This window comes from Klebsiella sp. C349492 (assembly GCF_042055345.1).
Classification (GTDB): domain Bacteria; phylum Pseudomonadota; class Gammaproteobacteria; order Enterobacterales; family Enterobacteriaceae; genus Klebsiella; species Klebsiella scottii.
Map to the genome: position 1 here is coordinate 830789 of NZ_JANQCE010000002.1, position 24733 is coordinate 855521.

19 protein-coding genes are annotated in these 24733 nt (G+C 58.3%); 18 read left to right on the top strand and 1 reads right to left on the bottom strand.

Features of this window, described 5'->3' with window-relative positions; translation table 11 throughout:
• The first annotated feature begins 48 nt into the window (after positions 1-48).
• The 11 genes from aroA to NWP14_RS11600 all read left to right on the top strand — a co-directional run bounded on the left by aroA (position 49) and on the right by NWP14_RS11600 (position 13039).
• Complete coding sequence (gene aroA, locus NWP14_RS11550; protein ID WP_095095673.1) at positions 49-1332, top strand: 3-phosphoshikimate 1-carboxyvinyltransferase; 1284 nt, start codon at positions 49-51, stop codon at positions 1330-1332.
• A gap of 193 nt (positions 1333-1525) precedes the next feature.
• A complete protein-coding gene (gene cmk, locus NWP14_RS11555) occupies positions 1526-2209 on the top strand; it encodes a (d)CMP kinase (RefSeq protein WP_045854654.1) in 684 nt (227 codons plus the stop codon).
• 135 nt (positions 2210-2344) lie between these two features.
• Positions 2345-4018, top strand: coding sequence for a 30S ribosomal protein S1 (gene rpsA / locus NWP14_RS11560; RefSeq protein ID WP_004860074.1), 1674 nt, complete (start codon positions 2345-2347; stop codon positions 4016-4018).
• Positions 4019-4169: 151 nt separating this feature from the next.
• A complete protein-coding gene (gene ihfB, locus NWP14_RS11565) occupies positions 4170-4457 on the top strand; it encodes an integration host factor subunit beta (protein WP_004100704.1) in 288 nt (95 codons plus the stop codon).
• 209 nt (positions 4458-4666) lie between these two features.
• On the top strand, positions 4667-6931 hold the full coding sequence (locus NWP14_RS11570) for a ComEC family protein (protein ID WP_375215342.1): 2265 nt from the start codon (positions 4667-4669) through the stop codon (positions 6929-6931).
• A gap of 36 nt (positions 6932-6967) precedes the next feature.
• Complete coding sequence (gene msbA, locus NWP14_RS11575; RefSeq protein ID WP_375215343.1) at positions 6968-8716, top strand: lipid A ABC transporter ATP-binding protein/permease MsbA; 1749 nt, start codon at positions 6968-6970, stop codon at positions 8714-8716.
• Positions 8713-9693 carry a tetraacyldisaccharide 4'-kinase gene (gene lpxK, locus NWP14_RS11580; RefSeq protein WP_375215344.1) on the top strand — a complete coding sequence of 327 codons (981 nt, stop codon included), beginning with the start codon at positions 8713-8715 and terminating at the stop codon, positions 9691-9693. The genes msbA and lpxK overlap by 4 nt, the downstream gene beginning before the upstream one ends.
• A gap of 57 nt (positions 9694-9750) precedes the next feature.
• Positions 9751-10980, top strand: a complete 1230-nt coding sequence (locus NWP14_RS11585; protein WP_375215345.1) for a winged helix-turn-helix domain-containing protein — start codon at positions 9751-9753, stop codon at positions 10978-10980.
• Positions 10981-11079: 99 nt separating this feature from the next.
• Positions 11080-11262 carry a protein YcaR gene (gene ycaR / locus NWP14_RS11590; protein ID WP_041144800.1) on the top strand — a complete coding sequence of 61 codons (183 nt, stop codon included), beginning with the start codon at positions 11080-11082 and terminating at the stop codon, positions 11260-11262.
• On the top strand, positions 11259-12005 hold the full coding sequence (kdsB, locus tag NWP14_RS11595; protein ID WP_375215346.1) for a 3-deoxy-manno-octulosonate cytidylyltransferase: 747 nt from the start codon (positions 11259-11261) through the stop codon (positions 12003-12005). Before ycaR ends, kdsB begins: the two co-directional genes overlap by 4 nt.
• 140 nt (positions 12006-12145) lie before the next feature.
• Positions 12146-13039 carry a YcbJ family phosphotransferase gene (locus NWP14_RS11600; RefSeq protein ID WP_095095694.1) on the top strand — a complete coding sequence of 298 codons (894 nt, stop codon included), beginning with the start codon at positions 12146-12148 and terminating at the stop codon, positions 13037-13039.
• On the opposite strand, the gene elyC is transcribed toward NWP14_RS11600, so the two are convergent.
• On the bottom strand, positions 13016-13795 hold the full coding sequence (gene elyC, locus NWP14_RS11605) for an envelope biogenesis factor ElyC (protein ID WP_346431806.1): 780 nt from the start codon (positions 13793-13795) through the stop codon (positions 13016-13018). The genes NWP14_RS11600 and elyC overlap by 24 nt on opposite strands.
• A 120-nt stretch (positions 13796-13915) precedes the next feature.
• Here elyC and cmoM point away from each other — a divergent pair, with 120 nt between their 5' ends.
• The 7 genes from cmoM (at position 13916) to NWP14_RS11640 (ending at position 24674) form a co-directional block, all read left to right on the top strand.
• Positions 13916-14716: a tRNA uridine 5-oxyacetic acid(34) methyltransferase CmoM gene (cmoM, locus tag NWP14_RS11610; RefSeq protein ID WP_375215347.1), complete on the top strand. Its 801-nt coding sequence runs from the start codon at positions 13916-13918 to the stop codon at positions 14714-14716.
• Entirely contained in the window at positions 14713-16035 is a 1323-nt protein-coding gene (gene mukF, locus NWP14_RS11615) for a chromosome partition protein MukF (protein WP_095095705.1), read from the top strand. The genes cmoM and mukF overlap by 4 nt, the downstream gene beginning before the upstream one ends.
• Positions 16016-16720 (top strand): chromosome partition protein MukE, encoded by a 705-nt coding sequence (gene mukE, locus NWP14_RS11620; RefSeq protein WP_331835668.1) that lies wholly within the window; start codon positions 16016-16018, stop codon positions 16718-16720. Before mukF ends, mukE begins: the two co-directional genes overlap by 20 nt.
• Positions 16720-21168 (top strand): chromosome partition protein MukB, encoded by a 4449-nt coding sequence (gene mukB / locus NWP14_RS11625; protein WP_095095711.1) that lies wholly within the window; start codon positions 16720-16722, stop codon positions 21166-21168. The genes mukE and mukB overlap by 1 nt, the downstream gene beginning before the upstream one ends.
• A 198-nt stretch (positions 21169-21366) precedes the next feature.
• A complete protein-coding gene (ldtD, locus tag NWP14_RS11630; RefSeq protein WP_375215348.1) occupies positions 21367-23157 on the top strand; it encodes a L,D-transpeptidase in 1791 nt (596 codons plus the stop codon).
• Between the two features lie 304 nt (positions 23158-23461).
• Positions 23462-24013 carry a YcbK family protein gene (locus NWP14_RS11635; RefSeq protein ID WP_045855436.1) on the top strand — a complete coding sequence of 184 codons (552 nt, stop codon included), beginning with the start codon at positions 23462-23464 and terminating at the stop codon, positions 24011-24013.
• Between the two features lie 13 nt (positions 24014-24026).
• The gene (locus tag NWP14_RS11640) at positions 24027-24674 is read left to right on the top strand and encodes an MBL fold metallo-hydrolase (RefSeq protein WP_045854667.1); all 648 of its coding nucleotides are present in this window, start codon (positions 24027-24029) and stop codon (positions 24672-24674) included.
• Positions 24675-24733: the final 59 nt, after the last annotated feature.

Consider the following 24733-nt stretch of genomic DNA (forward strand, 5'->3'; position numbering starts at 1 on the left):
CAGCCGGTCTGCGGGGTTTTTATTCCGTTTTTTTGAGAGTTGAGTTTGATGGAATCCCTGACGTTACAACCCATCGCGCGCGTGGATGGCACCGTGAACCTGCCTGGGTCTAAAAGTGTCTCTAACCGCGCTTTGCTGCTGGCGGCATTAGCCCGTGGCACCACGGTGCTGACCAACCTGCTGGACAGCGACGATGTACGCCACATGCTGAATGCCCTGAGCGCCCTGGGAGTTCATTACACCCTGTCCTCCGATCGCACCCGCTGCGAAGTGACCGGCAACGGTGGTCCGCTGCAGGCGAATAGCGCGCTGGAGCTGTTTCTTGGCAATGCCGGGACCGCAATGCGCCCGCTGGCGGCAGCCCTGTGCCTGGGAAGCAACGATATTGTGCTGACCGGCGAACCGCGGATGAAAGAGCGTCCGATTGGTCATCTGGTTGATGCGTTACGTCAGGGAGGCGCGCAAATTGAGTATCTGGAGCAGGAAAATTACCCGCCTCTGCGCCTGAACGGCGGCTTCGCCGGCGGCAGCGTTGAGGTTGACGGCAGCGTTTCCAGCCAGTTCCTCACTGCTCTGCTGATGGCTGCGCCGCTGGCGCCGCAGGATACCGTTATCACCATTAAAGGCGATCTGGTTTCCAAACCCTATATTGATATTACGCTGCACCTGATGAAGACCTTCGGCGTTAACGTTGAAAACCAGTCCTATCAGCGTTTTGTCGTCCGCGGCAACCAGCAGTATCTCTCCCCGGGCGACTACCTGGTTGAGGGCGATGCCTCTTCCGCGTCCTACTTCCTCGCGGCGGGCGCCATTAAGGGCGGTACGGTAAAAGTGACCGGCATCGGCCGTAACAGCGTGCAGGGCGATATCCGCTTTGCCGACGTGCTGGAAAAAATGGGCGCTATCGTGAGCTGGGGCGATGACTATATTGCCTGTACCCGCGGTGAGCTGAACGCCATCGATATGGATATGAACCATATCCCGGATGCGGCAATGACTATCGCCACCGCGGCGCTGTTTGCCAAAGGCACCACCACGCTGCGCAATATTTATAACTGGCGCGTGAAAGAGACCGATCGTCTGTTTGCGATGGCTACCGAACTGCGCAAAGTCGGCGCAGAGGTGGAGGAGGGCGAGGATTACATCCGCATTACGCCTCCGGTGGAGCTGCAGTTTGCTGAGATTGGCACCTATAACGATCACCGCATGGCGATGTGCTTCTCGCTGGTGGCGCTTTCCGACACGCCGGTGACGATCCTCGATCCGAAGTGCACGGCGAAAACCTTCCCTGACTACTTCGAGCAGCTGGCGCGGATTAGCACCCTGGCGTAAGCGCCTGCGGTTGCGCAAACGTAAAGCTTTGTCATCTCCGGGCTGATATTCCGTCAGCCCGCTATAATTGCGCAATTATTCTGCATTTCATTTCCGGTCGTCCGTATTTTGCATCCAATGCTCACTTTCCGTCGTATAGATGCGTATAATGCGCGGCGTTTATATTCTATGCGCCTTGCTGAAGGAGAAAAAGATGACGGCAGCTATTCCGGTAATCACCATTGATGGGCCTGGCGGTGCGGGTAAGGGAACGTTGTGCAAGGCGATGGCGGAAGCTCTAGGCTGGCATTTGCTGGATTCCGGCGCTATCTATCGCGTTCTGGCGCTGGCGGCGCTACATCATCATGTGGATGTTGAATCTGAAGAAGCCCTGGTGCCGCTGGCCGCGCATCTGGACGTGCGCTTTATTTCCACCGACGGCAGCCTCGAAGTTATCCTGGAAGGTGAGGACGTCAGCGCGGCGATCCGCACGCAGGAAGTGGCGAATACCGCCTCGAAAGCCGCGGCTTTTCCCCGGGTGCGTGAAGCCTTGCTGCGCCGTCAGCGGGCGTTTCGCGAGCTGCCGGGTCTGATTGCCGACGGGCGGGATATGGGCACCGTGGTGTTCCCCGATGCGCCGGTGAAGATTTTCCTTGATGCGTCCGCGCAAGAACGTGCGCATCGGCGCATGCTGCAGTTGCAGGAAAAGGGCTTTAGTGTTAACTTTGACCGCCTTTTATCCGAGATAAAAGAGCGTGACGACCGCGATCGTAATCGTAGCGTGGCGCCGCTTGTCCCGGCTGCTGATGCTTTAGTTCTCGATTCTACTGAACTAAACATTGAGCAAGTAATTGAAAAAGCGCTACAATATGCGCGCGAGAAATTGGCAGCCGCTTAGCCGTTACCGGCAAAGCGCAGCGGCCTCCGAATTATAGCAGTACCCCCGCAGCAACGGAGTGTTAGCGGGTATGTTAAACAACCCCATCCGGCATGGAGCCAGGTGGACGTTAAATATGAAACCTGAAGATTAAACATGACTGAATCTTTTGCTCAACTATTTGAAGAATCCTTAAAAACAATCGAAACCCGTCCGGGTTCCATCGTTCGTGGCGTTGTTGTTGCTATCGACAAAGATATCGTACTGGTTGACGCCGGTCTGAAATCTGAGTCTGCCATTCCGGCAGAGCAGTTCAAAAACGCCCAGGGCGAACTGGAAATCCAGGTCGGTGACGAAGTTGACGTTGCTCTGGATGCAGTAGAAGACGGCTTCGGTGAAACCCTGCTGTCCCGTGAAAAAGCTAAACGTCACGAAGCTTGGATCACGCTGGAAAAAGCTTACGAAGAAGCTGAAACTGTAGTCGGTGTTATCAACGGCAAAGTTAAAGGTGGCTTCACTGTTGAGCTGAATGGTATTCGCGCGTTCCTGCCGGGTTCCCTGGTTGACGTTCGTCCGGTTCGCGACACGCTGCACCTGGAAGGCAAAGAGCTTGAGTTCAAAGTAATCAAGCTGGACCAGAAGCGTAACAACGTTGTTGTTTCCCGTCGTGCCGTTATCGAATCCGAGAACAGCGCAGAACGCGATCAGCTGCTGGAAAACCTGCAGGAAGGCATGGAAGTCAAAGGTATCGTTAAGAACCTCACTGACTACGGCGCATTCGTTGATCTGGGCGGCGTCGATGGCCTGCTGCACATCACCGACATGGCGTGGAAACGCGTTAAGCATCCGAGCGAAATCGTAAACGTTGGCGACGAAATCACTGTTAAAGTGCTGAAGTTCGACCGCGAGCGTACCCGTGTATCTCTGGGCCTGAAACAGCTGGGCGAAGATCCGTGGGTAGCTATCGCTAAACGTTATCCGGAAGGTACCAAACTGACCGGTCGCGTGACCAACTTGACCGACTACGGCTGCTTCGTTGAAATCGAAGAAGGCGTTGAAGGCCTGGTTCACGTTTCCGAAATGGATTGGACCAACAAAAACATCCACCCGTCCAAAGTTGTTAACGTTGGCGACGTAGTGGAAGTTATGGTTCTGGATATCGACGAAGAACGTCGTCGTATCTCCCTGGGCCTGAAGCAGTGCAAAAACAACCCATGGCAGCAGTTCGCGGAAACCCACAACAAGGGCGACCGTGTTGAAGGTAAAATCAAGTCTATCACTGACTTCGGTATCTTCATCGGCCTGGACGGCGGCATCGATGGCCTGGTTCACCTGTCTGACATCTCCTGGAACGTTGCAGGCGAAGAAGCAGTACGTGAATACAAAAAAGGCGACGAAATCGCAGCAGTTGTTCTGCAGGTTGACGCAGAACGTGAGCGTATCTCTCTGGGCGTTAAGCAGCTCGCAGAAGATCCGTTCAACAACTGGGTTGCACTGAACAAGAAAGGCGCAATCGTAAACGGTAAAGTCACTGCAGTTGACGCTAAAGGCGCAACCGTAGAACTGGCTGACGGCGTTGAAGGTTACCTGCGTGCTTCTGAAGCATCCCGTGACCGCGTTGAAGATGCGACTCTGGTTCTGAGCGTTGGCGATGACGTTGAAGCTAAATTCACCGGCGTTGATCGTAAAAACCGCGCAATCAGCCTGTCTGTTCGTGCGAAAGACGAAGCTGATGAGAAAGATGCAATCGCAACTGTTAACAAACAGGAAGATGCAAACTTCTCTAACAACGCAATGGCTGAAGCTTTCAAAGCAGCTAAAGGCGAGTAATCTTAGTCTTTCGGGTTACAACAACCTGAATTACGACGAGTTTACTTGACAGATTGCAGGATTCGTCCTGTAATCAAGCACAAAGGGCGGCTACGGCCGCCCTTGTTTAAAGCTGTTAGCTAATTTGGCCTTGAAGGAAACCGGAGGAAAAATGACCAAGTCAGAATTGATAGAAAGACTTGCCAGCCAGCAATCTCACATTCCTGCGAAAGCGGTTGAAGATGCTGTTAAAGAAATGCTGGAACATATGGCCTCAACGCTTGCTCAAGGTGAGCGCATTGAAATCCGCGGTTTCGGCAGCTTCTCTTTGCACTACCGAGCACCTCGCACCGGGCGTAACCCGAAAACTGGCGATAAAGTCGAACTGGAAGGCAAGTACGTTCCGCACTTTAAGCCTGGGAAAGAATTACGCGACCGCGCCAATATTTACGAAGAGTAAGTTTCGCTGAACGGCGTTAACGTACTCCGAAGATAAAAAAAGCACCTGAGGGTGCTTTTTTTATGCCCGCAATCCAGCCCTCCTCGCAAACGCCCGTCTGCCTGACTGCAACGCCCTGATATCTCCGGAAGCCGGGCTCCACGCCGCCACATTTCTGGCTGACGGCCTGCCAGCCCGACGCGATACTTTCCTGAAACAGGGAGGTTGGCATGCGTTTACCACAGCTTGCTGGTTGTGCGATTGTCGGAATCTTGCCGCTGCTGCTGTTAGCGCGCCTGCCCGAGTTGGCTACCGTCTGGTGGCTGATAGCCTCAGCGCTTGCCGCGTCGCTATTCCGCTGGCGGCCCTTACGCTTCGCGGCGCTGACGCTGCTTTTTTTCCTCTGGGGCGCGCTGAGCGCTCATCAGGTCCTCTGGCCGACGCACGCCTTGCCCGGCAGCCCCCGACGAGTAGAGATTGAGCTGACGGCGACGGACGAGCGGACAACCCATCAGGGAAATATCATCCGGGTGGACGGGCGTCGGCTATTCCCGGCGCCGGGGATCGCGCTTTATGGTCAGACGCTTCCCGAACCGCCGTGCGCAGGTCAGCGCTGGATGATGACCGTCCATATTCGGCCGGTACACGGCCAGCTTAATGATGGCGGTTTTGATAGCCAGCGTTTTGCCCTGGCGCAATATCGCCCCGTGACCGGGCGCTTCACGTCAGCTGAGGCCCTGGACCTGCGCTGCAGCCGACGCGCGGCCTATCTGCACTCGTTAACCCGCACCCTCGATACGCTGCCGTGGCGGTCGGTGATATTAGGGTTAGGGATGGGAGAGCGGCTGGTGGTGCCGAAGGAGATCAAGGTCCTGATGCAGGAAACCGGGACCTCCCATCTGATGGCCATCTCCGGCTTGCATATTGCGTTAGGCGCTCTGCTGGGTGGGCTGCTTACTCGCGGCGCGCAGCTCTTTTTCCCATGTCGCTGGATTGTCTGGCAGCTGCCGCTGCTGACCGGCCTGGCCTGCGCGCTGTTCTATGCCTGGCTGACCGGCATGCAGCCGCCGGCGCTGCGAACCTGCGTCGCACTCGTCGCCGGCTGCGGGCTGCGGCTGTCCGGAAGGCGCTGGTCGTCATGGCAGATATGGGCATGCTGCGTTGGCGCCATTCTATTTACCGACCCGCTGGCCGTTCTATCTGACAGTCTGTGGCTATCGGTATTTGCCGTGGCGACGCTCATTTTTTGGTACCAGCTGGTGCCGCGACCCTCAACATCGCGGAGCTGGCTGCTGCGCCATGTCCTGGGGTTAGGCCACCTGCAGTTCGGGCTGATGCTGCTGCTGTTGCCGATGCAGATTGTCATCTTTCACGGTATCAGCCTGACCTCGTGGCTGGCGAACCTGGTTGCCGTGCCGCTGGTCACTTTTGCTATCGTCCCGCTGATTCTGGCGGCGATGCTGCTGCATCTCTGCGGGCCTGCGGCGGTGGAGATGGCGTTATGGCTATCGGCAGATCGCCTGCTGGCCGCGCTGTTCTGGTTTTTACGCTGGCTACCGCAGGGCTGGCTGCCGCTGGATTCTCGCTGGACCGGCGTCAGCGCGCTGCCCTGGCTGCTGCTGCTGGTCTGGCGCTTTCACGCCTGGCGCTCGCTTCCGGCTCTGTGCCTGAGCAGCATCATGCTGCTGAGCTGGCCCTTCTGGCGTCCGATGGCGAAGGAGGAGTGGCGCGTGACGATGCTGGACGTCGGGCAGGGGCTGGCGATGGTCATCGAACGGCAGGGGGCGGCTATCCTCTATGACACCGGTCCGGCCTGGCCCGAGGGTGACAGCGGTCAGCTGATAATCACCCCCTGGCTACGCTGGCATCATCTACGGGTGGAAGGGATTATTCTGAGCCATGAGCATCTTGACCACCGCGGCGGCCTGAATTCGATACACAAAGTCTGGCCCGCGGCCTGGATACGCAGCCCTCTGGGGTGGGAGGGGCATCGCGCATGCCGAAGAGGAGAGCGCTGGCGATGGCGTGGCTTAACCTTTCGCGCGCTTTGGCCGCTGCCGGGAGCGACTACGACCGGCAATAATCGCTCCTGCGTGGTGCGCATTGATGACGGCCAGCGCAGTATTTTGCTCACCGGTGATATCGAAGCTGCGGCAGAGCGCGCAATGCTGAGCCGCTACTGGCAGCATCTGGCGTCTACACTTATCCAGGTTCCACATCATGGCAGCAACACCTCCTCGACCATTGCGCTGCTGCAGCGCACCGGTGGACAGGCGGCGCTGGCTTCGGTATCCCGCTATAATGCGTGGCATATGCCCTCGGATAAGGTTGTTCAGCGCTACCGACAGCAGGGTTACCGCTGGTTCGATACGCCCCATCAGGGGCAGATTACGGTTATTTTTTCCACAGATGGTTGGCAAATCCTTAGCTTACGAGATCAACTTTTACCTCGTTGGTATCATCAGTGGTTTGGCGAGACCGAGGATAACGGGTAGAATATGCGGCTATTTCAACATAAGCTGGTTTACTGAATGCAGAATGATAAAGATCTCTCCACGTGGCAGACCTTCCGCCGCCTCTGGCCGCTTATTGCGCCATTTAAAACCGGACTGATCGTCGCGGCAATTGCGTTAGTCTTTAACGCGGCTAGTGATACCTTCATGCTATCGCTTCTTAAACCGTTACTGGATGATGGTTTTGGTAAAACGGATCGCTCAGTGCTGCTGTGGATGCCGCTGGTGGTTATTGGGCTGATGCTGCTGCGTGGCGTCACCAGCTATATATCGAGCTACTGTATCTCGTGGGTTTCCGGCAAGGTCGTGATGACCATGCGACGCCGTTTATTCAGCCACATGATGGGGATGCCGGTCTCCTTCTTCGATAAGCAGTCCACCGGGACGCTGCTGTCGCGTATTACCTATGATTCCGAACAGGTTGCGTCGTCCTCATCCAGCGCGCTGATAACCGTCGTGCGCGAAGGCGCGTCGATCATCGGTCTGTTTATCATGATGTTCTACTACAGCTGGCAGCTGTCGCTGATTCTGATCGTGCTGGCGCCGATCGTCTCCGTCGCGATTCGCGTGGTATCCAAGCGTTTTCGTAACATCAGCAAGAATATGCAGAACACCATGGGCCAGGTGACCACCAGCGCGGAACAGATGCTCAAAGGGCATAAAGAAGTGCTGATGTTTGGCGGCCAGGCCGTGGAAACCAAGCGTTTCGATAAAGTCAGCAACAAAATGCGCCTGCAGGGGATGAAAATGGTCTCCGCATCGTCCATCTCTGACCCCATCATTCAGCTGATCGCCTCTCTGGCGCTGGCGTTTGTGCTGTACGCCGCCAGCTTCCCAAGCGTCATGGAAACGCTGACTGCCGGTACGATTACCGTGGTCTTCTCCTCGATGATCGCCCTGATGCGTCCGCTGAAGTCTCTCACCAACGTCAATGCTCAGTTCCAGCGCGGGATGGCCGCCTGCCAGACGCTGTTTGCTATTCTTGATTCCGAGCAGGAAAAAGACGAAGGCAAGCTGGTTATCGAGCGCGCGAAGGGGAGCCTTGAGTTCAATAACGTCACCTTTACCTATCCAGGCCGCGAAACGCCGGCGCTGCGCAATATCAGCCTGGATATTCCGGAAGGCAAAACCGTCGCCCTGGTGGGGCGCTCGGGATCGGGTAAATCGACAATCGCGAGCCTGATCACGCGCTTTTATGATATCGATGAAGGCCAGATTTTGCTCGACGGTTACGATCTGCGCGAATACACCCTGGCCTCCCTGCGCGATCAGGTAGCCCTGGTTTCGCAAAACGTGCACCTGTTCAACGATACCGTAGCCAACAACATTGCCTACGCGCGCACCGAAGAGTACAGCCGCGAGCAGATCGAAGAGGCGGCGCGGATGGCCTATGCCATGGACTTTATCAGTAAAATGGATAACGGCCTCGATACCGTCATCGGCGAGAACGGCGTGCTGCTTTCCGGCGGTCAGCGTCAGCGTATCGCCATCGCGCGCGCGCTGCTGCGTAACAGCCCCATCCTGATCCTCGATGAGGCAACGTCGGCGCTGGATACCGAATCTGAGCGCGCCATTCAGGCGGCGCTGGACGAGCTGCAAAAAAACCGCACCTCGCTGGTGATCGCTCACCGCCTGTCAACCATTGAGCAAGCCGATGAAATCGTGGTGGTCGAAGATGGACGCATCGTTGAACGCGGCAGCCATGCTGACCTGCTGGAACATCGCGGCGTTTACGCTCAGCTGCATAAAATGCAATTTGGCCAATGATCGCGCGCATCTGGTCCGGTGAGTCGCCTTTATGGCGGCTGCTGCTTCCGCTCTCCTGGCTTTACGGCCTGGTGAGCGGCCTGATTCGGCTCAGCTATCGGCTGGGGCTGAAGAAAGCCTGGCGGGCGCCGGTCCCGGTGGTGGTTGTCGGAAATCTTACCGCGGGCGGTAACGGCAAGACGCCGGTTGTCATCTGGCTGGTGGAGCAGCTGCAGCAGCGCGGGATCCGCGTTGGCGTTGTTTCCCGCGGCTACGGCGGCAAGGCGGCGAGCTACCCGCTGGTGCTCAATAACACCACTGCAACCGCGGAAGCCGGCGATGAGCCGGTGCTGATTTATCAACGCACCGGCGCGCCGGTGGCGGTCTCCCCGCAGCGCAGCGATGCGGTGCGGGCGCTGCTGGCCGCGCACGACCTGCAGCTTATCGTCACCGACGATGGCCTGCAGCACTACGCGCTGGCGCGCGATAAAGAAATCGTGGTTATTGACGGCGTACGCCGTTTTGGCAACGGCTGGTGGCTGCCGGCCGGGCCGATGCGCGAACGCGCCTCACGCCTGCGCTGCGTTGACGCCATTATCGCTAACGGGGGCGTCGCGCGGCCGGGAGAGATAGCCATGCAGCTGCGCCCCGGACAGGCGGTGAATGTGCTAAACGGCGAACGGCGTGACGTGGTGAGCTTTGATAACGTCGTGGCGATGGCCGGGATCGGCCATCCGCCGCGCTTTTTTGCGACCCTCGAAAGCTGCGGCGTGCGGCCGGTAAAAACCGTGGCGCTGGCCGATCATCAGGCCCTCACCCGGGCCGACGTTTCCGCGCTGGTGACCGCGGGGCAAACGCTGCTGATGACCGAGAAAGACGCGGTGAAATGCCGGGCGTTTGCCGAAGCCAGCTGGTGGTATCTGCCCGTCGACGCCATAATGACGGATGAACGCGCGCAGCGGCTGCTTACGGATCTGGTCACGCTGGCGCAACGTTAGTTTTCGCCACGCCTGCTTTCGGTGCCGCTGTATCGGGGTCCTTGACGGAGAACCTGCATGTCGGTACTAACGCTTTCACTTAAAGAAGCCCGCCATCTTCACCTTGCGGCGCAGGGCCTGCTGAAAAAGCCCCGGCGTCGCGCCCGCTCGGCCGACGTTCTGCAGACTATTCGCCAGATGTCGCTGCTGCAAATTGATACCATCAACGTTGTCGCCCGCAGCCCCTATCTGGTGCTTTTCAGCCGCCTCGGCAGCTATCCGCAAAGCTGGCTGGATGAGGCGCTGCGCGTGGGCGAACTCATGGAATACTGGGCTCATGAGGCCTGCTTTTTACCGCGCAGCGATTTTTCGCTGGTGCGCCACCGCATGCTGACGCCGGATAATATGGGCTGGAAGTATCATCAAGGGTGGATGAAGGAGCATGCGGATGACATTCAGCTGCTGCTGGAGCACATCGCGCAAAATGGCCCGGTACGCTCAGCTGACTTTAGCCATCCGCGTAAAGGCGCCAGCGGCTGGTGGGAGTGGAAGCCGCACAAGCGTCATCTGGAGGGGCTGTTTACCGCCGGCGAAGTGATGGTCGTGGAACGGCGCAACTTTCAGCGGGTTTACGACCTGACGCAGCGGGTGATGCCGCACTGGGATGATGAGCGCGATGCGCTGTCGCAGGCGCAGGCTGAAGAGATTATGCTGCGCAATAGCGCCCGCAGCCTGGGTATTTTCCGCCCGCAGTGGCTGGCCGACTATTATCGCCTGCGCCAGCCGGCGCTTGCGGGCCTGCTGGCGAACTGGCAGGAAGAGGGGCTGGTGACGGCGGTGAACGTCGAGGGGCTAGGCGATATGTGGCTGCACCGGGAGGCTTTGCAGCAGCTGGAAGCGGCGCCGGGCGGTAAGCTTTCGGCGAGCCATAGCGCGGTGCTGTCGCCGTTTGACCCGGTTGTCTGGGACCGTAAGCGCGCTGAGCAGCTGTTTAATTTTAGCTACCGCCTCGAGTGCTACACGCCGGCGCCAAAGCGCCAGTATGGCTATTTTGTGCTGCCGCTGCTGCATCAGGGCAGGCTGGTGGGCCGTATGGATAGCAAAATGCATCGCAAAACCGGGGTTCTGGAAATTTTCTCGTTATGGCTGGAAGAGGGCGTAAAGGTGACCTCAGGCCTGGAGAACGGCCTGCGGCGGGCGATTGACGATTTCGCCCGCTGGCAGCTGGCCGAGCGCGTTAGCTTCGGCCTCCTGCCGCCGGAACTCTTTGTCGACCGCCGGCAGGGGTGGCAGCTCGACGCTATTTGAGCGGCCGGCATCCGCCCGGCCGCATCGCCAAACGCAGCGCGGCGTCAGGTATCCTGTGCTATGCTGCTGCGGAATCTATTCGGTCCATCAGGAGGAAACATGGATCACCGTTTACTTGAAATTATCGCCTGTCCTGTTTGCAACGGTAAACTGTATTACAGCCAGGATAAGCAAGAGCTAATCTGCAAAATTGACAGCCTGGCTTTTCCTCTGCGCGACGGAATCCCCGTATTGCTGGAAACCGAAGCCCGCTCGCTAGCCGTTGGAGAGAGCCATTCATGAGTTTTGTGGTCATCATTCCTGCGCGCTTTGCCTCCACGCGTTTGCCTGGCAAGCCATTGCAGGATATCAACGGCAAACCGATGATTGTCCATGTGCTGGAGCGCGCGCGCGAGTCCGGGGCCGAGCGTATTATCGTCGCTACCGACCATGAAGAGGTGGCGCGCGCGGTGGAAGCCGCCGGCGGCGAAGTGTGCATGACGCGCGCCGATCATCAGTCCGGCACTGAACGCCTGGCTGAAGTTGTCGAGAAGTGCGCCTTCAGCGATGAGACGATTATCGTCAATATTCAGGGCGACGAGCCGATGATCCCGCCGGCGATTGTGCGCCAGGTCGCTGAGAATCTGGCCTCCAGCACCAGCGGGATGGCGACGCTGGCGGTGCCGATCCACGATGCCGAAGAGGCGTTCAATCCGAATGCGGTGAAGGTGGTGATGGATGCCGAAGGCTACGCCCTCTACTTCTCCCGCGCCACGATTCCCTGGGATCGCGATCGCTTTGCGCAGTCCCGCGACGCCATCGGCGATTCGCTGCTGCGTCATATCGGCATCTACGGCTATCGCGCCGGCTTTATCCGCCGCTATGTCAGCTGGGCACCGAGTCCGTTGGAGCAAATCGAAATGCTCGAGCAGCTGCGCGTGCTGTGGTATGGCGAAAAAATCCATGTCGCGGTGGCCGAAGTTGTCCCGGGTACCGGCGTAGATACGCCGGAAGATCTGGAGCGCGTTCGCGTCGAGCTGCGTTAACTCCCCGATCCCCTCCATCAGGAGGGGATATCCTCAGGCTATTTTTCCATACTTTTTGCCGCAATTTTTGATCTCACCCGATGACAACCTCGCGACCGACGCTCATGATGAAACCAGTAGTATTCATGAGGGTAATTCAAATGGAACAGTTGCGAACCGAGCTGAGCCACCTGCTGGGCGAAAAACTCAGTCGGGTAGAGTGCGTTAGCGAGAAGCCCTTGACGGCGCTGTGGGCGCTCTATGATGCACAGGGAAATCCGCTGCCGCTGCTGGCGAGAAGTTTCACCACGCCCGGCGTCGCGCGCCAGCTGGCGTGGAAGATATCAACGCTGGCCCGCAGCGGCTCCGTACGTATGCCGGTGGTGTACGGCGTAATGACGCATGAAGAGCAGCCCGGGCCGGATGTCCTGCTGATTGAGCGGCTGCGCGGCGTCTCCGTCGAAGCCCCGGCCCGCACTCCGCAGCGCTGGGAGCAGCTGCAGGAGCAGATCGTCGAAGCGCTGCTGTCGTGGCACCGTCAGGATAGCGGTGGCTGCGTCGGGGTGGTTGATAGTACGCAGGAAAACCTGTGGCCAAACTGGTATCGCCAGCGGGTGGAGGTTCTGTGGGGGACGCTTAACCTTTATCAGGATACCGGCCTGACGATGCAGGACAAACGGATCCTCTTCCGTTCGCGGGAGTGCCTTGGCGAATTATTTAAAGATTTCAATGACAACTGCGTGCTGGTGCACGGCAGCTTCACGCTGCGCAGCATGCTGAAGGACGCGCGTAGCGACCAGCTGCTGGCAATGGTGGGGCCGGGGATGATGCTGTGGGCGCCGCGCGAATATGAGCTGTTTCGCCTCTGCGACGGCGGGCAGGCGGAACAGCTGCTGTGGCACTATCTGCACCGCGCGCCGGTAGCGGAATCCTTCCTCTGGCGGCGCTGGCTCTACCTGCTGTGGGACGAGGTCGACAGCCTGGTCAATACCGGGCGCTTCGATCGCGCCCGCTTTGATTTAGCCGCGAAATCACTCCTGCCCTGGCTCGCCTGACGCGCCTTTTAGCCACTGCCAGATGCGCCCGAGGGTTTCATAGCCGACGCGATCGCTGTGCATCAGCCAGAAGGGGGACGGGATCGCGCGCTCCCACGGATTTAACGGCGATTCGATCGCCAGCTGGTTGGCCGGCGCCGGTAGCGGATTGAGTCCGGCGTGGCGGAAGAAGATCATCGCTCGCGGCAGATGCGAGGCGGAGGTGACCAGCAGGAAAGGCGCATCGCCAATCGCCTGTTTTACCGCCTGAGCCTCTTCTTCCGTATCCTTTGGCCGATCCAGGACGATAATGTCGCCGGCCGGCACGCCGAGGCTCTGCGCGACGCGGGCGCCGGCCAGCGCGGTGCTGACCGGGTTAGTTTTGGCGGCCGCGCCGGTAAAGATAATCTTCGATCCCGGATTCTCATGCCACAGGCGGATCCCTTCGGTCAGCCGCGGCAGGCTGTTGTTAATCAGGTTCGAGCTGGGGGCCCAGTCCGGATTCCACGTATACCCGCCGCCGAGCACCACCACATACTGAACGCGTTTCGCGCCGCGCCATGTCGGATAGGTCTCTTCGATCGGCTTGAGTAAGCTATCGGCCACCGGCTGCAGGCTGAGCAGGGCCAGCAGCAGCCAGCCGATGCTGACGCAGGTCTTGCCGGTTTTTTGCCAACGGCTAAACCACAGCAGCGCGATGCCGAAAGCGATCAGCATCAGCAGCAGGGGAAGGGGCAGCATCATGCCCCCCAGATACTTTTTCAGCGTAAAAAGCATGCCAGATGGGTCCTTTTTAACCACATAACCAAACTTATGCCCCGATCTTATAACAGATCGCTTCACTCTCAGCGCGGGTATGACAAAATAGCGGCTTTGTGTTGGCTTGTGGAGTCGCCCGTGCAGGATCGCAATTTCGATGACATTGCCGAAAAGTTTTCGCGCAATATATACGGCACCACCAAGGGCGAACTGCGTCAGGCCATCCTCTGGCAGGATCTGCAGCCGCTGCTGGAGCGGCTTGGCCCCGGGCCGCTGCGCGTTCTCGACGCCGGCGGCGGCGAGGGACAAACGGCGGTAAAGGTTGCGCAGATGGGTCATCACGTCACGCTGTGCGATCTTTCTGTCGAGATGGTTGCTCGCGCCCGGCAGGCGGCAGTCGATAAAGGTGTGATCGACAACATGCATTTTGTACAATGCGCGGCTCAGGATATTGAGCAGCATTTGGAAAGCCCGGTCGATCTGATACTGTTTCATGCGGTGCTGGAATGGGTGGCCGAGCCTCAGGAGATGCTGCGGGTACTGTGGTCGGTGCTGCGTCCCGGCGGCGCGCTGTCGCTAATGTTCTACAATGCTAACGGTCTGCTGATGCACAACATGGTCGTCGGAAACTTCGATTACGTGCAGATCGGGATGCCAAAAAAGAAAAAACGCACGCTATCGCCGGACTATCCGCGTTCGCCGGAGCAGGTGTACGGCTGGCTGGAAGAGCAGGGCTGGCAAATTACCGGCAAAACCGGCGTGCGGGTGTTTCATGATTATCTGCGTGAAAAACGCAGACAGCGCGACAATTTTGCGGCGCTGCTGGAGCTGGAGACGCGCTACTGTCGCCAGGAGCCGTATATCAGCCTGGGCCGCTATATTCACGTCACCGCGATTAAGAACCAGGCTCAGAGCTGCCGATGCAAGGATAAAGTATGAGTGAATTTTCCCAGACAGTCCCCGAACTGGTTGCCTGGGCCAGAAAAAATGATTTTTCTATTTCGCTGCCGGTCGACAGACTCTCTTTTCTGCTGGCGGTTGCCACGCTGAACGGCGAGCGGCTTGAAGGGGAAATGACCGAGGGAGAACTGGTGGACGCGTTCCGCCACGTCAGTGATGCGTTTGAGCAGACCAGCGAAACCATCAGCCAGCGCGCCAATAACGCGATTAACGATATGGTGCGCCAGCGTCTGCTGAACCGCTTTACCAGCGAACTCACGGAAGGCAATGCCATTTATCGCCTGACGCCGTTAGGTATTGGGATTACCGACTACTATATTCGCCAGCGCGAGTTTTCCACGCTGCGCCTGTCGATGCAGCTATCGATCGTCGCCGGCGAGCTCAAGCGCGCCGCCGACTCTGCGGAAGAGGGCGGAGATGAGTTTCACTGGCATCGTAACGTCTTTGCGCCGCTGAAATATTCGGTGGCGGAAATTTTTGACAGCATCGATCTGACCCAGAGAATCATGGATGAACAGCAGCAGCTGGTGAAGGACGACATCGCCCAGCTGCTGAACAAAGACTGGCGGGCGGCGATCTCCAGCTGCGAGCTGCTGCTCTCGGAAACGTCCGGGACGCTGCGCGAACTGCAGGATACGCTGGACGCGGCGGGCGATAAGCTGCAGGCTAACCTGCTGCGGATCCAGGACTCGACTATCGCGCGGGACGACCTGCATTTCGTCGATCGCCTGGTGTTCGATCTGCAAAGCAAGCTCGATCGCATCGTTAGCTGGGGCCAGCAGGCGATCGACCTGTGGATCGGCTACGATCGCCACGTGCATAAATTTATCCGTACCGCCATTGATATGGATAAAAACCGCGTATTTGCTCAGCGTCTACGCCAGTCGGTGCAGACCTACTTCGATGCGCCCTGGGCCTTGACCCACGCCAGCGCCGACCGCCTGCTCGATATGCGTGATGAAGAGATGGCGCTGCTCGATGAAGAGGTCACCGGGGAGCTTCCTGAGGATCTGGAGTACGAAGAGTTTAATGAAATTCGTGAACAGCTGGCGGCCCTCATTGAAACGCAGCTGGTTATCTATAAAGACAAAGGGCTGCCGCTGGATCTCGGCCTGGTCGTGCGCGAGTATCTGGCGCAGTATCCGCGCGCGCGGCACTTCGATGTGGCGAGAATCGTCGTCGATCAGGCGGTACGTTTGGGCGTAGCGCAAGCAGATTTCACCGGACTGCCGGCACAATGGCAGCCGATTAATGATTACGGAGCCAAGGTACAGGCGCATGTCATCGACAAATATTGAACAAGTGATGCCAGTTAAACTGGCGCTGGCGTTGGGCAATCCGTTATTTCCGGCGCTGGATAGCGCCCTGCGTGCGGGTCGCCATATCGGCCTGGACGAACTGGATAATCACGCATTTTTGATGGATTTTCAGGATTACCTGGAGGAGTTTTACGCTCGCTATAACGTTGAGCTGATCCGCGCGCCGGAGGGGTTCTTCTACCTGCGCCCGCGCTCCACCACGCTGATTCCGCGCTCGGTGCTTTCAGAGCTGGATATGATGGTCGGCAAAATTCTTTGCTACCTCTATCTTAGCCCGGAGCGTCTGGCGAATGAGGGGATCTTCACCCAGCAGGAGCTTTACGACGAGCTGCTGACCCTGGCGGACGAAGCCAAACTGCTGAAGCTGGTGAATAACCGCTCCACCGGTTCGGACCTCGACAGGCAGAAGCTGCAGGAAAAAATGCGCGCATCGCTTAACCGCCTGCGCCGTCTCGGCATGGTGTGGTTTATGGGCCACGACAGTAGCAAGTTCCGCATTACCGAATCGGTGTTCCGCTTCGGCGCCGACGTCCGCGCCGGCGACGATCCGCGCGAGGCGCAGAAGCGCCTGATCCGCGACGGCGAAGCGATGGCGCTGGAGAATCACCTGCAGCTCAATGATGAGAATGAAGATAGTCAGCCGGATAGCGGGGAGGAAGAGTAATGATTGAACGCGGTAAATTTCGCTCGCTAACGCTGGTTAACTGGAACGGCTTTTTTGCCCGTACTTTTGATCTGGATGAACTGGTTACCACGCTTTCAGGGGGTAACGGCGCCGGGAAATCAACCACCATGGCGGCCTTCGTCACGGCCCTGATCCCGGACCTGACCCTGCTGCACTTCCGTAACACCACCGAAGCGGGCGCCACCAGCGGCTCGCGTGATAAGGGCCTGCACGGCAAGCTGCGCGCCGGGGTGTGCTACTCGGTGCTGGACGTTATCAACTCCCACCACCAGCGCGTGGTGGTGGGCGTACGTCTGCAGCAGATTGCCGGCCGCGACCGTAAAGTCGATATCAAGCCGTTTGCCATTCAGGGCCTGCCGGACTCTATTCAGCCGACTCAGCTGCTGACGGAAACCCTTAACGAACGCCAGGCGCGCGTCCTGAGCCTCAACGAGCTAAAAGATAAGCTTGAAGAGATAGAAGGGGTGCAGTTCAAGCAGTTCAATTCGATCACCGACTATCACTCGCTGATGTTCGACCTGGGCGTGGTCGCCCGCCGTCTGCGCTCGGCCTCTGACCGCAGCAAATACTATCGCCTGATCGAAGCCTCGCTGTACGGCGGGATCTCCAACACCATTACCCGCTCGCTGCGCGACTACCTGCTGCCGGAAAACAGCGGCGTACGCAAGGCGTTCCAGGATATGGAAGCCGCGCTGCGTGAAAACCGCATGACCCTGGAGGCGATCCGCGTCACGCAGTCCGACCGCGATCTGTTCAAGCACCTGATCAGCGAGGCCACCAACTACGTGGCGGCGGACTACATGCGTCACGCCAACGAGCGTCGCGTCCACCTGGATAAAGCGCTGGAGTACCGTCGCGATCTGTTCACCTCTCGCGCACAGCTGGCGGCAGAGCAGTATAAGCACGTCGATATGGCGCGCGAGCTGCAGGAGCATAACGGGGCTGAAGGCGATCTTGAAGCCGACTATCAGGCGGCCAGCGATCATCTGAACCTGGTGCAAACCGCGCTTCGCCAGCAGGAAAAAATCGAGCGCTACGAAGCGGATCTCGATGAGCTGCAGATTCGTCTTGAAGAGCAGAACGAAGTGGTGGCGGAAGCGACCGATCTGCAGGAAGAGAACGAGGCTCGCGCCGAGGCGGCTGAGCTGGAAGTGGATGAGCTGAAAAGCCAGCTTGCCGACTACCAGCAGGCGCTGGACGTACAGCAGACCCGCGCGATTCAGTACAACCAGGCGCTGCAGGCGTTAGACCGTGCGAAGGCGCTGTGCCATTTGCCGGATTTAACTCCGGAGAGCGCCGGCGAGTGGCTGGAAACCTTCCAGGCGAAGGAGCAGGAAGCGACGGAGAAAATGCTGTCGCTGGAACAAAAAATGAGCGTTGCGCAAACCGCGCACGGTCAGTTTGAGCAGGCTTTCCAGCTGGTGGCGGCCATCAACGGCCCGCTGGCGCGTAACGAAGCCTGGAGCGTGGCGCGCGAGCTGCTGCGCGATGGCGTTAACCAGCGCCACCACGCCGAGCAGGCTCAGGGGCTGCGCAGCCGCCTGACCGAGCTGGAACAGCGCCTGCGCGAGCAGCAGGAGGCTGAACGTCAGCTGAACGAATTCTGCAAGCGCCAGGGCAAGCGTTACGATATTGACCGTCTGGAAACGCTGCACGAGGAGCTGGAGGCGCGGATTGCCTCCCTGTCGGACAGCGTCTCCTCCGCCAGCGAGCAGCGAATGACGCTGCGTCAGGAGCTGGAGCAGCTGCAGTCCCGTACCCAGACGCTGCTGCGCCGGGCGCCGATCTGGCTGGCGGCGCAGAACAGCCTCAGCCAGCTCTGCGAGCAGAGCGGCGAGCAGTTTGAATCAAGCCAGGACGTGACCGAATATCTCCAGCAGCTGCTGGAGCGCGAGCGCGAGGCCATCGTTGAGCGCGACGAAGTCGGCGCGCGTAAGCGGGCCATCGATGAAGAGATTGAACGTCTTAGCCAGCCGGGCGGCTCGGAAGATCCGCGGCTTAATGCCCTGGCGGAGCGTTTTGGCGGCGTGCTGTTGTCGGAAATTTATGACGACGTTAGCCTTGAAGATGCGCCGTACTTCTCCGCGCTGTACGGCCCGTCGCGCCACGCCATCGTGGTTCCCGACCTGTCGCAGCTCACCGGGCAGCTTGAAGGCCTGGAAGATTGCCCGGAAGATCTCTACCTGATCGAAGGCGATCCGCAGTCGTTCGATGACAGCGTATTTAGCGTTGATGAGCTGGAAAAAGCGGTTGTCGTCAAGGTTGCCGATCGGCAGTGGCGCTACTCGCGCTTCCCGACGCTGCCGCTGTTTGGCCGCGCCGCCCGTGAAAGCCGTATTGAAAGCCTGCACGCCGAGCGGGAAGATCTGTCCGAGCGTTTCGCTACCCTGTCGTTCGACGTGCAGAAGACCCAGCGTCAGCATCAGGCCTTCAGCCGCTTTATCGGCAGCCATCTGGCGGTGGCCTTTGAAGACGATCCGGAAGAAGAGATCCGTAAGCTGAACAGCCGCCGCGGCGAGCTGGAGCGGGCGCTTAACGCGCATGAAAGCGACAACCAGCAGAACCGGGTGCAGTACGACCAGGCGAAAGAGGGCGTTTCCGCGCTTAACCGCCTGCTGCCGCGCCTTAGCCTGCTGGCGGACGATACGCTGGCCGATCGCGTTGACGAGATTCAGGAGCGCCTGGACGAAGCCGAAGAAGCGGCTCGCTTTATCCAGCAGCACGGCGGCCAGCTGGCGAAGCTGGAACCGATGCTCTCAGTGCTGCAGAGCGATCCGGAGCAGTTCGAACAGCTGAAAGAAGATTACGCTTACTCGCAGCAAACCCAGCGTGAAGCGCGCCAGCAGGCGTTTGCGCTCAGCGAAGTGGTGCAGCGCCGCGCCCACTTTAGCTACTCTGATTCCGCAGAGATGCTTAGCGGCAACAGCGATCTCAACGAAAAACTGCGCCAGCGTCTGGAGCAGGCGGAGAGCGAACGCAGCCGGGCTCGTGACGCCACGCGTACGCATACCGCGCAGCTGAACCAGTACAACCAGGTTCTGGCCTCGCTGAAAAGCTCGTATGACACCAAAAAAGAGCTGCTGGGCGATCTGTATAAAGAGCTGCAGGATATCGGCGTACGCGCCGATAGCGGGGCGGAAGAGCGCGCCCGCGTGCGTCGTGATGAGCTGCATACGCGGCTGAGCAATAACCGCTCGCGGCGCAATCAGCTGGAAAAAGCCCTGACCTTCTGCGAAGCGGAGATGGACAACCTGACCCGCAGGCTGCGCAAGCTTGAGCGCGATTACTGCGAGATGCGTGAGCAGGTGGTCAGCGCTAAAGCCGGCTGGTGTGCGGTGATGCGCCTGGTGAAAGACAACGGCGTTGAGCGCCGCCTGCACCGCCGCGAGCTGGCCTATCTTTCGGCAGATGAGCTGCGTTCGATGTCGGATAAAGCGCTCGGCGCGCTGCGTCTGGCGGTGGCGGATAACGAACACCTGCGTGACGTGCTGCGAGTCTCTGAAGATCCGAAGCGTCCTGAGCGCAAAATTCAGTTCTTCGTTGCCGTCTACCAGCACCTGCGCGAGCGTATCCGTCAGGATATTATCCGCACCGACGATCCGGTTGAGGCGATTGAGCAGATGGAGATCGAGCTCAGCCGTCTGACCGAAGAGCTGACGAATCGCGAACAGAAGCTGGCGATCAGCTCCCGCAGCGTGGCCAATATTATCCGCAAGACCATCCAGCGCGAGCAGAACCGTATCCGCATGCTCAACCAGGGTCTGCAGAGCGTCTCCTTTGGTCAGGTCAACAGCGTGCGTCTGAACGTCAACGTACGGGAGACCCACTCGACGCTGCTTGACGTGCTGTCTGAACAGCATGAGCAGCATCAGGATCTGTTCAACAGCAATCGCCTGACCTTCTCGGAAGCGCTGGCGAAGCTCTATCAGCGCCTCAATCCGCAGATTGATATGGGCCAGCGTACTCCGCAAACCATCGGTGAAGAGCTGCTGGACTACCGCAACTATCTGGAGATGGAAGTGGAAGTTAACCGCGGCTCCGACGGCTGGCTGCGCGCGGAGTCCGGCGCGCTGTCGACCGGGGAAGCGATCGGTACCGGGATGTCGATTCTGGTGATGGTCGTTCAGAGCTGGGAAGACGAGTCCCGCCGCCTGCGCGGAAAAGACCTGTCGCCGTGTCGTCTGCTGTTCCTCGATGAAGCGGCGCGTCTTGATGCCCGTTCTATCGCCACGCTGTTTGAACTGTGCGAACGTCTGGAAATGCAGCTGATTATTGCCGCCCCGGAAAATATCAGCCCGGAAAAAGGCACCACCTATAAGCTGGTGCGTAAGGTGTTCAATAACCATGAACACGTACACGTGGTTGGCCTGCGCGGTTTCGCGGCCCAGCTACCGGCAACGCTGCCGGGCACGGCGGATGCTTCCTGATGGCTATGCAGTAATATGCGATGAGTAGTATCAAAGGGCGACATGAGGTCGCCCTTTTTGTTAGTCGATGAGATGTGTTAACGTTGTATAATCTTTAAACTTCTTTACATTTGGGAAGGCAAAAGCGTTTTCGCCTTTATATACTGAGAGTGAGCCCTTTTTTTTAAGGGCGGCAATGTGTCAACAGGGGGGCAAGGGATGTTGCTAAAGAAACGGTATGGTCGTCAATTGTCGGCGCTTAGCTTGAGCCTGGCTTTTGCATTTGCTCCACTGTTCAATGTCCAGGCCGAAGAGCCTGAAGTCGTACCCACGGACAGTTCCGCAACGCTGGGAGAGCCCTCGTCTGCGCTGATCCAAAACAACGGCCAGTCTGCCGCGGTGGCGAAAATGGCCGGCGAGCAGTCCCTGGCGACAGAGGTCGCCGCGAAAAGCCGGACTGAAATTGAAGCGCTGCTTCCGGCTGACTATAAGCCTGTCTTTATGAATCCGCTGGTCTCGCTGTATGCGGCCAGGGATATGAAGCCTATGTGGGAGAACCGTGAGGCGGTGCAGGCGTTCCAGCAGCAGCTGGCCGAAGTCGCTATCGCGGGTTTCCAGCCGCAGTTTACAACCTGGGTGAGCCTGCTGACCGATCCCGCGGTGAGCGGTATGGCGCGCGATATCGTGCTGTCCGACGCCATGATGGGCTACCTGCATTTTATTAGCGGTATTCCGATTCAGGGCAACCGCTGGCTATACGGAACCAAACCCTACACCATGGCCACGCCGCCGCTATCGGTCATTAATCAGTGGCAGCTGGCGCTGGATAACGGCTCTCTGCCGCAGTTTATTGCCGGGCTCACGCCGCATCATCCGCAGTATGAGGCCATGCATCAGGCGCTGCTGCAGCTGGTGGCCGATTCGCGCCCGTGGCCGCAGATGACCGGCAGCGCATCGCTGCGTCCGGGAGAGTGGAGTAATGATGTTGGCGCGCTGCGCGAGATATTACAGCGTACCGGCATGCTGGATGATTCGGCGAAAATTACCCTGCCGGGAGACGTTGTCAGCCCGTCGGCAGGTAAGAAAAGCAAACCGGCTGCGCGCGGCATCTACGATCGCCAGTTAGTTGAGGGCGTTAAGCGCTTTCAGGCCTGGCAGGGGCTGGGGGCGGATGGCGTGATTGGCCAATCTACGCGCGACGGGCTGAACGTCTCGGCGGCGCAGCGTGCCGGCGTTCTGGCGCTCAATATTCAGCGCCTGCGCCTGCTGCCTGGCAATCTGTCGACCGGCATTATGGTGAATATTCCGGCCTTTTCGCTGGTCTATTACCAGGACGGAAGCCAGGTGCTGGCATCGCGGGTGATCGTCGGTCGTCCGGACCGTAAAACGCCGATGATGAGCAGCGCGCTGAATAACGTGGTGGTCAATCCGCCGTGGAACGTGCCGCCGACGCTGGCGCGCAAAGATATTCTGCCGAAGGTGCGCAACGACCCGGGCTATCTTGAGCAGCATGGCTATACCCTGATGCGCGGCTGGAACAGCAAAGAGGCGATCGACCCTTACCGCGTTGACTGGTCGACCATCACCGAGAACAATCTCCCGTTCCGCTTCCAGCAGGCTCCGGGCGCGCGCAACTCTCTGGGGCGTTATAAGTTCAACATGCCGAGTTCTGACGCTATCTATCTGCACGATACGCCGAACCACAATCTGTTCCAGAAAGACGTACGGGCGTTGAGCTCCGGCTGTGTGCGCGTGAATAAGGCGTCCGAGCTGGCAAATATGCTGCTGCAGGATGCGGGCTGGAACGATACGCGAATTTCCGCCGCGCTCAAGCAGGGCGATACCCGCTATGTGAATATTCGCAACAATATACCGGTGAATCTTTATTATCTCACCGCGTTTGTTGGCGCTGATGGACGGACACAATATAGAACAGATATTTACAATTACGATCTCACCGCGCGATCTGGCGCACAAATTCTGGCAAAAGCCGAACAATTAATCAGGTAAATGAAGTAGTTCAACGGATCTCGTTGTCCTAACTCTGGGTGAAAACAGGCGCTGTTCGTCTACAGGGCCCGTTTTCGCTGGGGTTAGGCCGCCTTGACGTTGGCAATAATGCCCGGTAAGGTGCCTTTCGTGCGCCAGAAGTGCATATTACACAACACCATTAAAACTGCCTTGAGGCGATTGGTCCGGGAACCCCCTGACGCTTGTTCTGCTAAGTGCGCGGGGGAGTAGACGTCGCTAATAAAGAGGCTGCTTGAAGGATGGCGTGTATATTTCGATTCATTTACTTGTAGACCTGATTATCATGGACAAATTTGACGCTAATCGCCGCAAACTGCTGGCGCTAGGTGGCGCTGCGCTAGGTGCCGCTGCCATTTTGCCTGCGCCGGCATTTGCCACCCTCTCGACCCCCCGACCGCGTATTTTGACGCTGAATAACCTGCATACCGGTGAATCACTCAAAGCGGAATTCTTCGATGGCAGAGGCTATATTCAGGATGAATTAGCAAGACTTAACCATTTTTTCCGTGATTTCCGCGCGAATAAAATAAAGTCCATCGATCCGAGTTTATTCGATCATCTTTATCGCCTGCAGGGATTACTTGGCACCAATAAGCCTGTCCAGCTTATCTCCGGCTATCGTTCCCTCGATACCAACGATGAGCTACGTGCACGAAGCCGTGGTGTAGCCAAACATAGCTACCACACCAAAGGCCAGGCCATGGATTTTCATATCGAAGGCATTTCGTTGAGCAATGTTCGCAAAGCGGCGTTATCTATGGGCGCTGGTGGTGTAGGATATTACCCACGTAGCAACTTTGTGCATATTGATACCGGTCCGGTAAGGCACTGGTAACGAAAGGAGCGTCATGAACTATCGTATTATTCCGGTTACCGCGTTCGCCCAGAACTGCTCTTTAATCTGGTGTGAGCAAACCCGACTTGCTGCGCTGGTCGATCCTGGCGGTGATGCAGAGCGAATCAAACAGGAAGTGACGGCAGCAGGCGTCAGCCTGATGCAGATTTTGCTCACTCACGGTCATCTCGACCACGTTGGTGCGGCAGCCGAGCTGGCGCAACACTACGGCGTGCCGATTATCGGACCGGAAAAAGAAGATGAGTTCTGGCTGGAAGGACTCCCTGCGCAAAGCCGGATGTTCGGCCTGGAGGATTGCCAGCCGCTGCATCCTGACCGCTGGCTTAATGAAGGCGATGTCGTCAGCGTGGGGAACGTTTCTCTGCAGGTTCTGCATTGCCCAGGCCATACGCCGGGACACGTTGTTTTCTTCGATGACGCGTCGCGGCTGCTGGTTTCCGGCGACGTTATCTTCAAAGGTGGCGTCGGGCGCAGCGATTTCCCGCGCGGCGACCACGGGCAGCTGATCGACGCGATTAAACGCAAGCTGCTGCCTTTGGGCGATGACGTGACCTTTATCCCCGGCCACGGGCCGATGTCAACGCTAGGCCATGAGCGTTTGCATAACCCTTTCCTGCAAGATGAAATGCCGGTCTGGTAACCATTCCGGACGCTAGATATAAAGAAGGCCGCATATGCGGCCTTCTTTTTTTAGGGTAC

What these genes read in the sequence shown, in the direction of transcription:
- NWP14_RS11635 (WP_045855436.1), top strand. Translation starts at nt 23,462, where the DNA reads ATGGACAAATTTGACGCTAATCGCCGCAAACTGCTGGCGCTAGGTGGC.
- NWP14_RS11600 (WP_095095694.1), top strand. Translation starts at nt 12,146, where the DNA reads ATGGAACAGTTGCGAACCGAGCTGAGCCACCTGCTGGGCGAAAAACTC.
- NWP14_RS11585 (WP_375215345.1), top strand. Translation starts at nt 9,751, where the DNA reads ATGTCGGTACTAACGCTTTCACTTAAAGAAGCCCGCCATCTTCACCTT.
- msbA (WP_375215343.1), top strand. Translation starts at nt 6,968, where the DNA reads ATGCAGAATGATAAAGATCTCTCCACGTGGCAGACCTTCCGCCGCCTC.
- elyC (WP_346431806.1), bottom strand. Translation starts at nt 13,795, where the DNA reads ATGCTTTTTACGCTGAAAAAGTATCTGGGGGGCATGATGCTGCCCCTT.
- cmk (WP_045854654.1), top strand. Translation starts at nt 1,526, where the DNA reads ATGACGGCAGCTATTCCGGTAATCACCATTGATGGGCCTGGCGGTGCG.
- NWP14_RS11570 (WP_375215342.1), top strand. Translation starts at nt 4,667, where the DNA reads ATGCGTTTACCACAGCTTGCTGGTTGTGCGATTGTCGGAATCTTGCCG.
- aroA (WP_095095673.1), top strand. Translation starts at nt 49, where the DNA reads ATGGAATCCCTGACGTTACAACCCATCGCGCGCGTGGATGGCACCGTG.
- kdsB (WP_375215346.1), top strand. Translation starts at nt 11,259, where the DNA reads ATGAGTTTTGTGGTCATCATTCCTGCGCGCTTTGCCTCCACGCGTTTG.
- mukB (WP_095095711.1), top strand. Translation starts at nt 16,720, where the DNA reads ATGATTGAACGCGGTAAATTTCGCTCGCTAACGCTGGTTAACTGGAAC.
- ycaR (WP_041144800.1), top strand. Translation starts at nt 11,080, where the DNA reads ATGGATCACCGTTTACTTGAAATTATCGCCTGTCCTGTTTGCAACGGT.
- mukE (WP_331835668.1), top strand. Translation starts at nt 16,016, where the DNA reads ATGTCATCGACAAATATTGAACAAGTGATGCCAGTTAAACTGGCGCTG.
- NWP14_RS11640 (WP_045854667.1), top strand. Translation starts at nt 24,027, where the DNA reads ATGAACTATCGTATTATTCCGGTTACCGCGTTCGCCCAGAACTGCTCT.
- ihfB (WP_004100704.1), top strand. Translation starts at nt 4,170, where the DNA reads ATGACCAAGTCAGAATTGATAGAAAGACTTGCCAGCCAGCAATCTCAC.
- rpsA (WP_004860074.1), top strand. Translation starts at nt 2,345, where the DNA reads ATGACTGAATCTTTTGCTCAACTATTTGAAGAATCCTTAAAAACAATC.
- lpxK (WP_375215344.1), top strand. Translation starts at nt 8,713, where the DNA reads ATGATCGCGCGCATCTGGTCCGGTGAGTCGCCTTTATGGCGGCTGCTG.
- mukF (WP_095095705.1), top strand. Translation starts at nt 14,713, where the DNA reads ATGAGTGAATTTTCCCAGACAGTCCCCGAACTGGTTGCCTGGGCCAGA.
- ldtD (WP_375215348.1), top strand. Translation starts at nt 21,367, where the DNA reads ATGTTGCTAAAGAAACGGTATGGTCGTCAATTGTCGGCGCTTAGCTTG.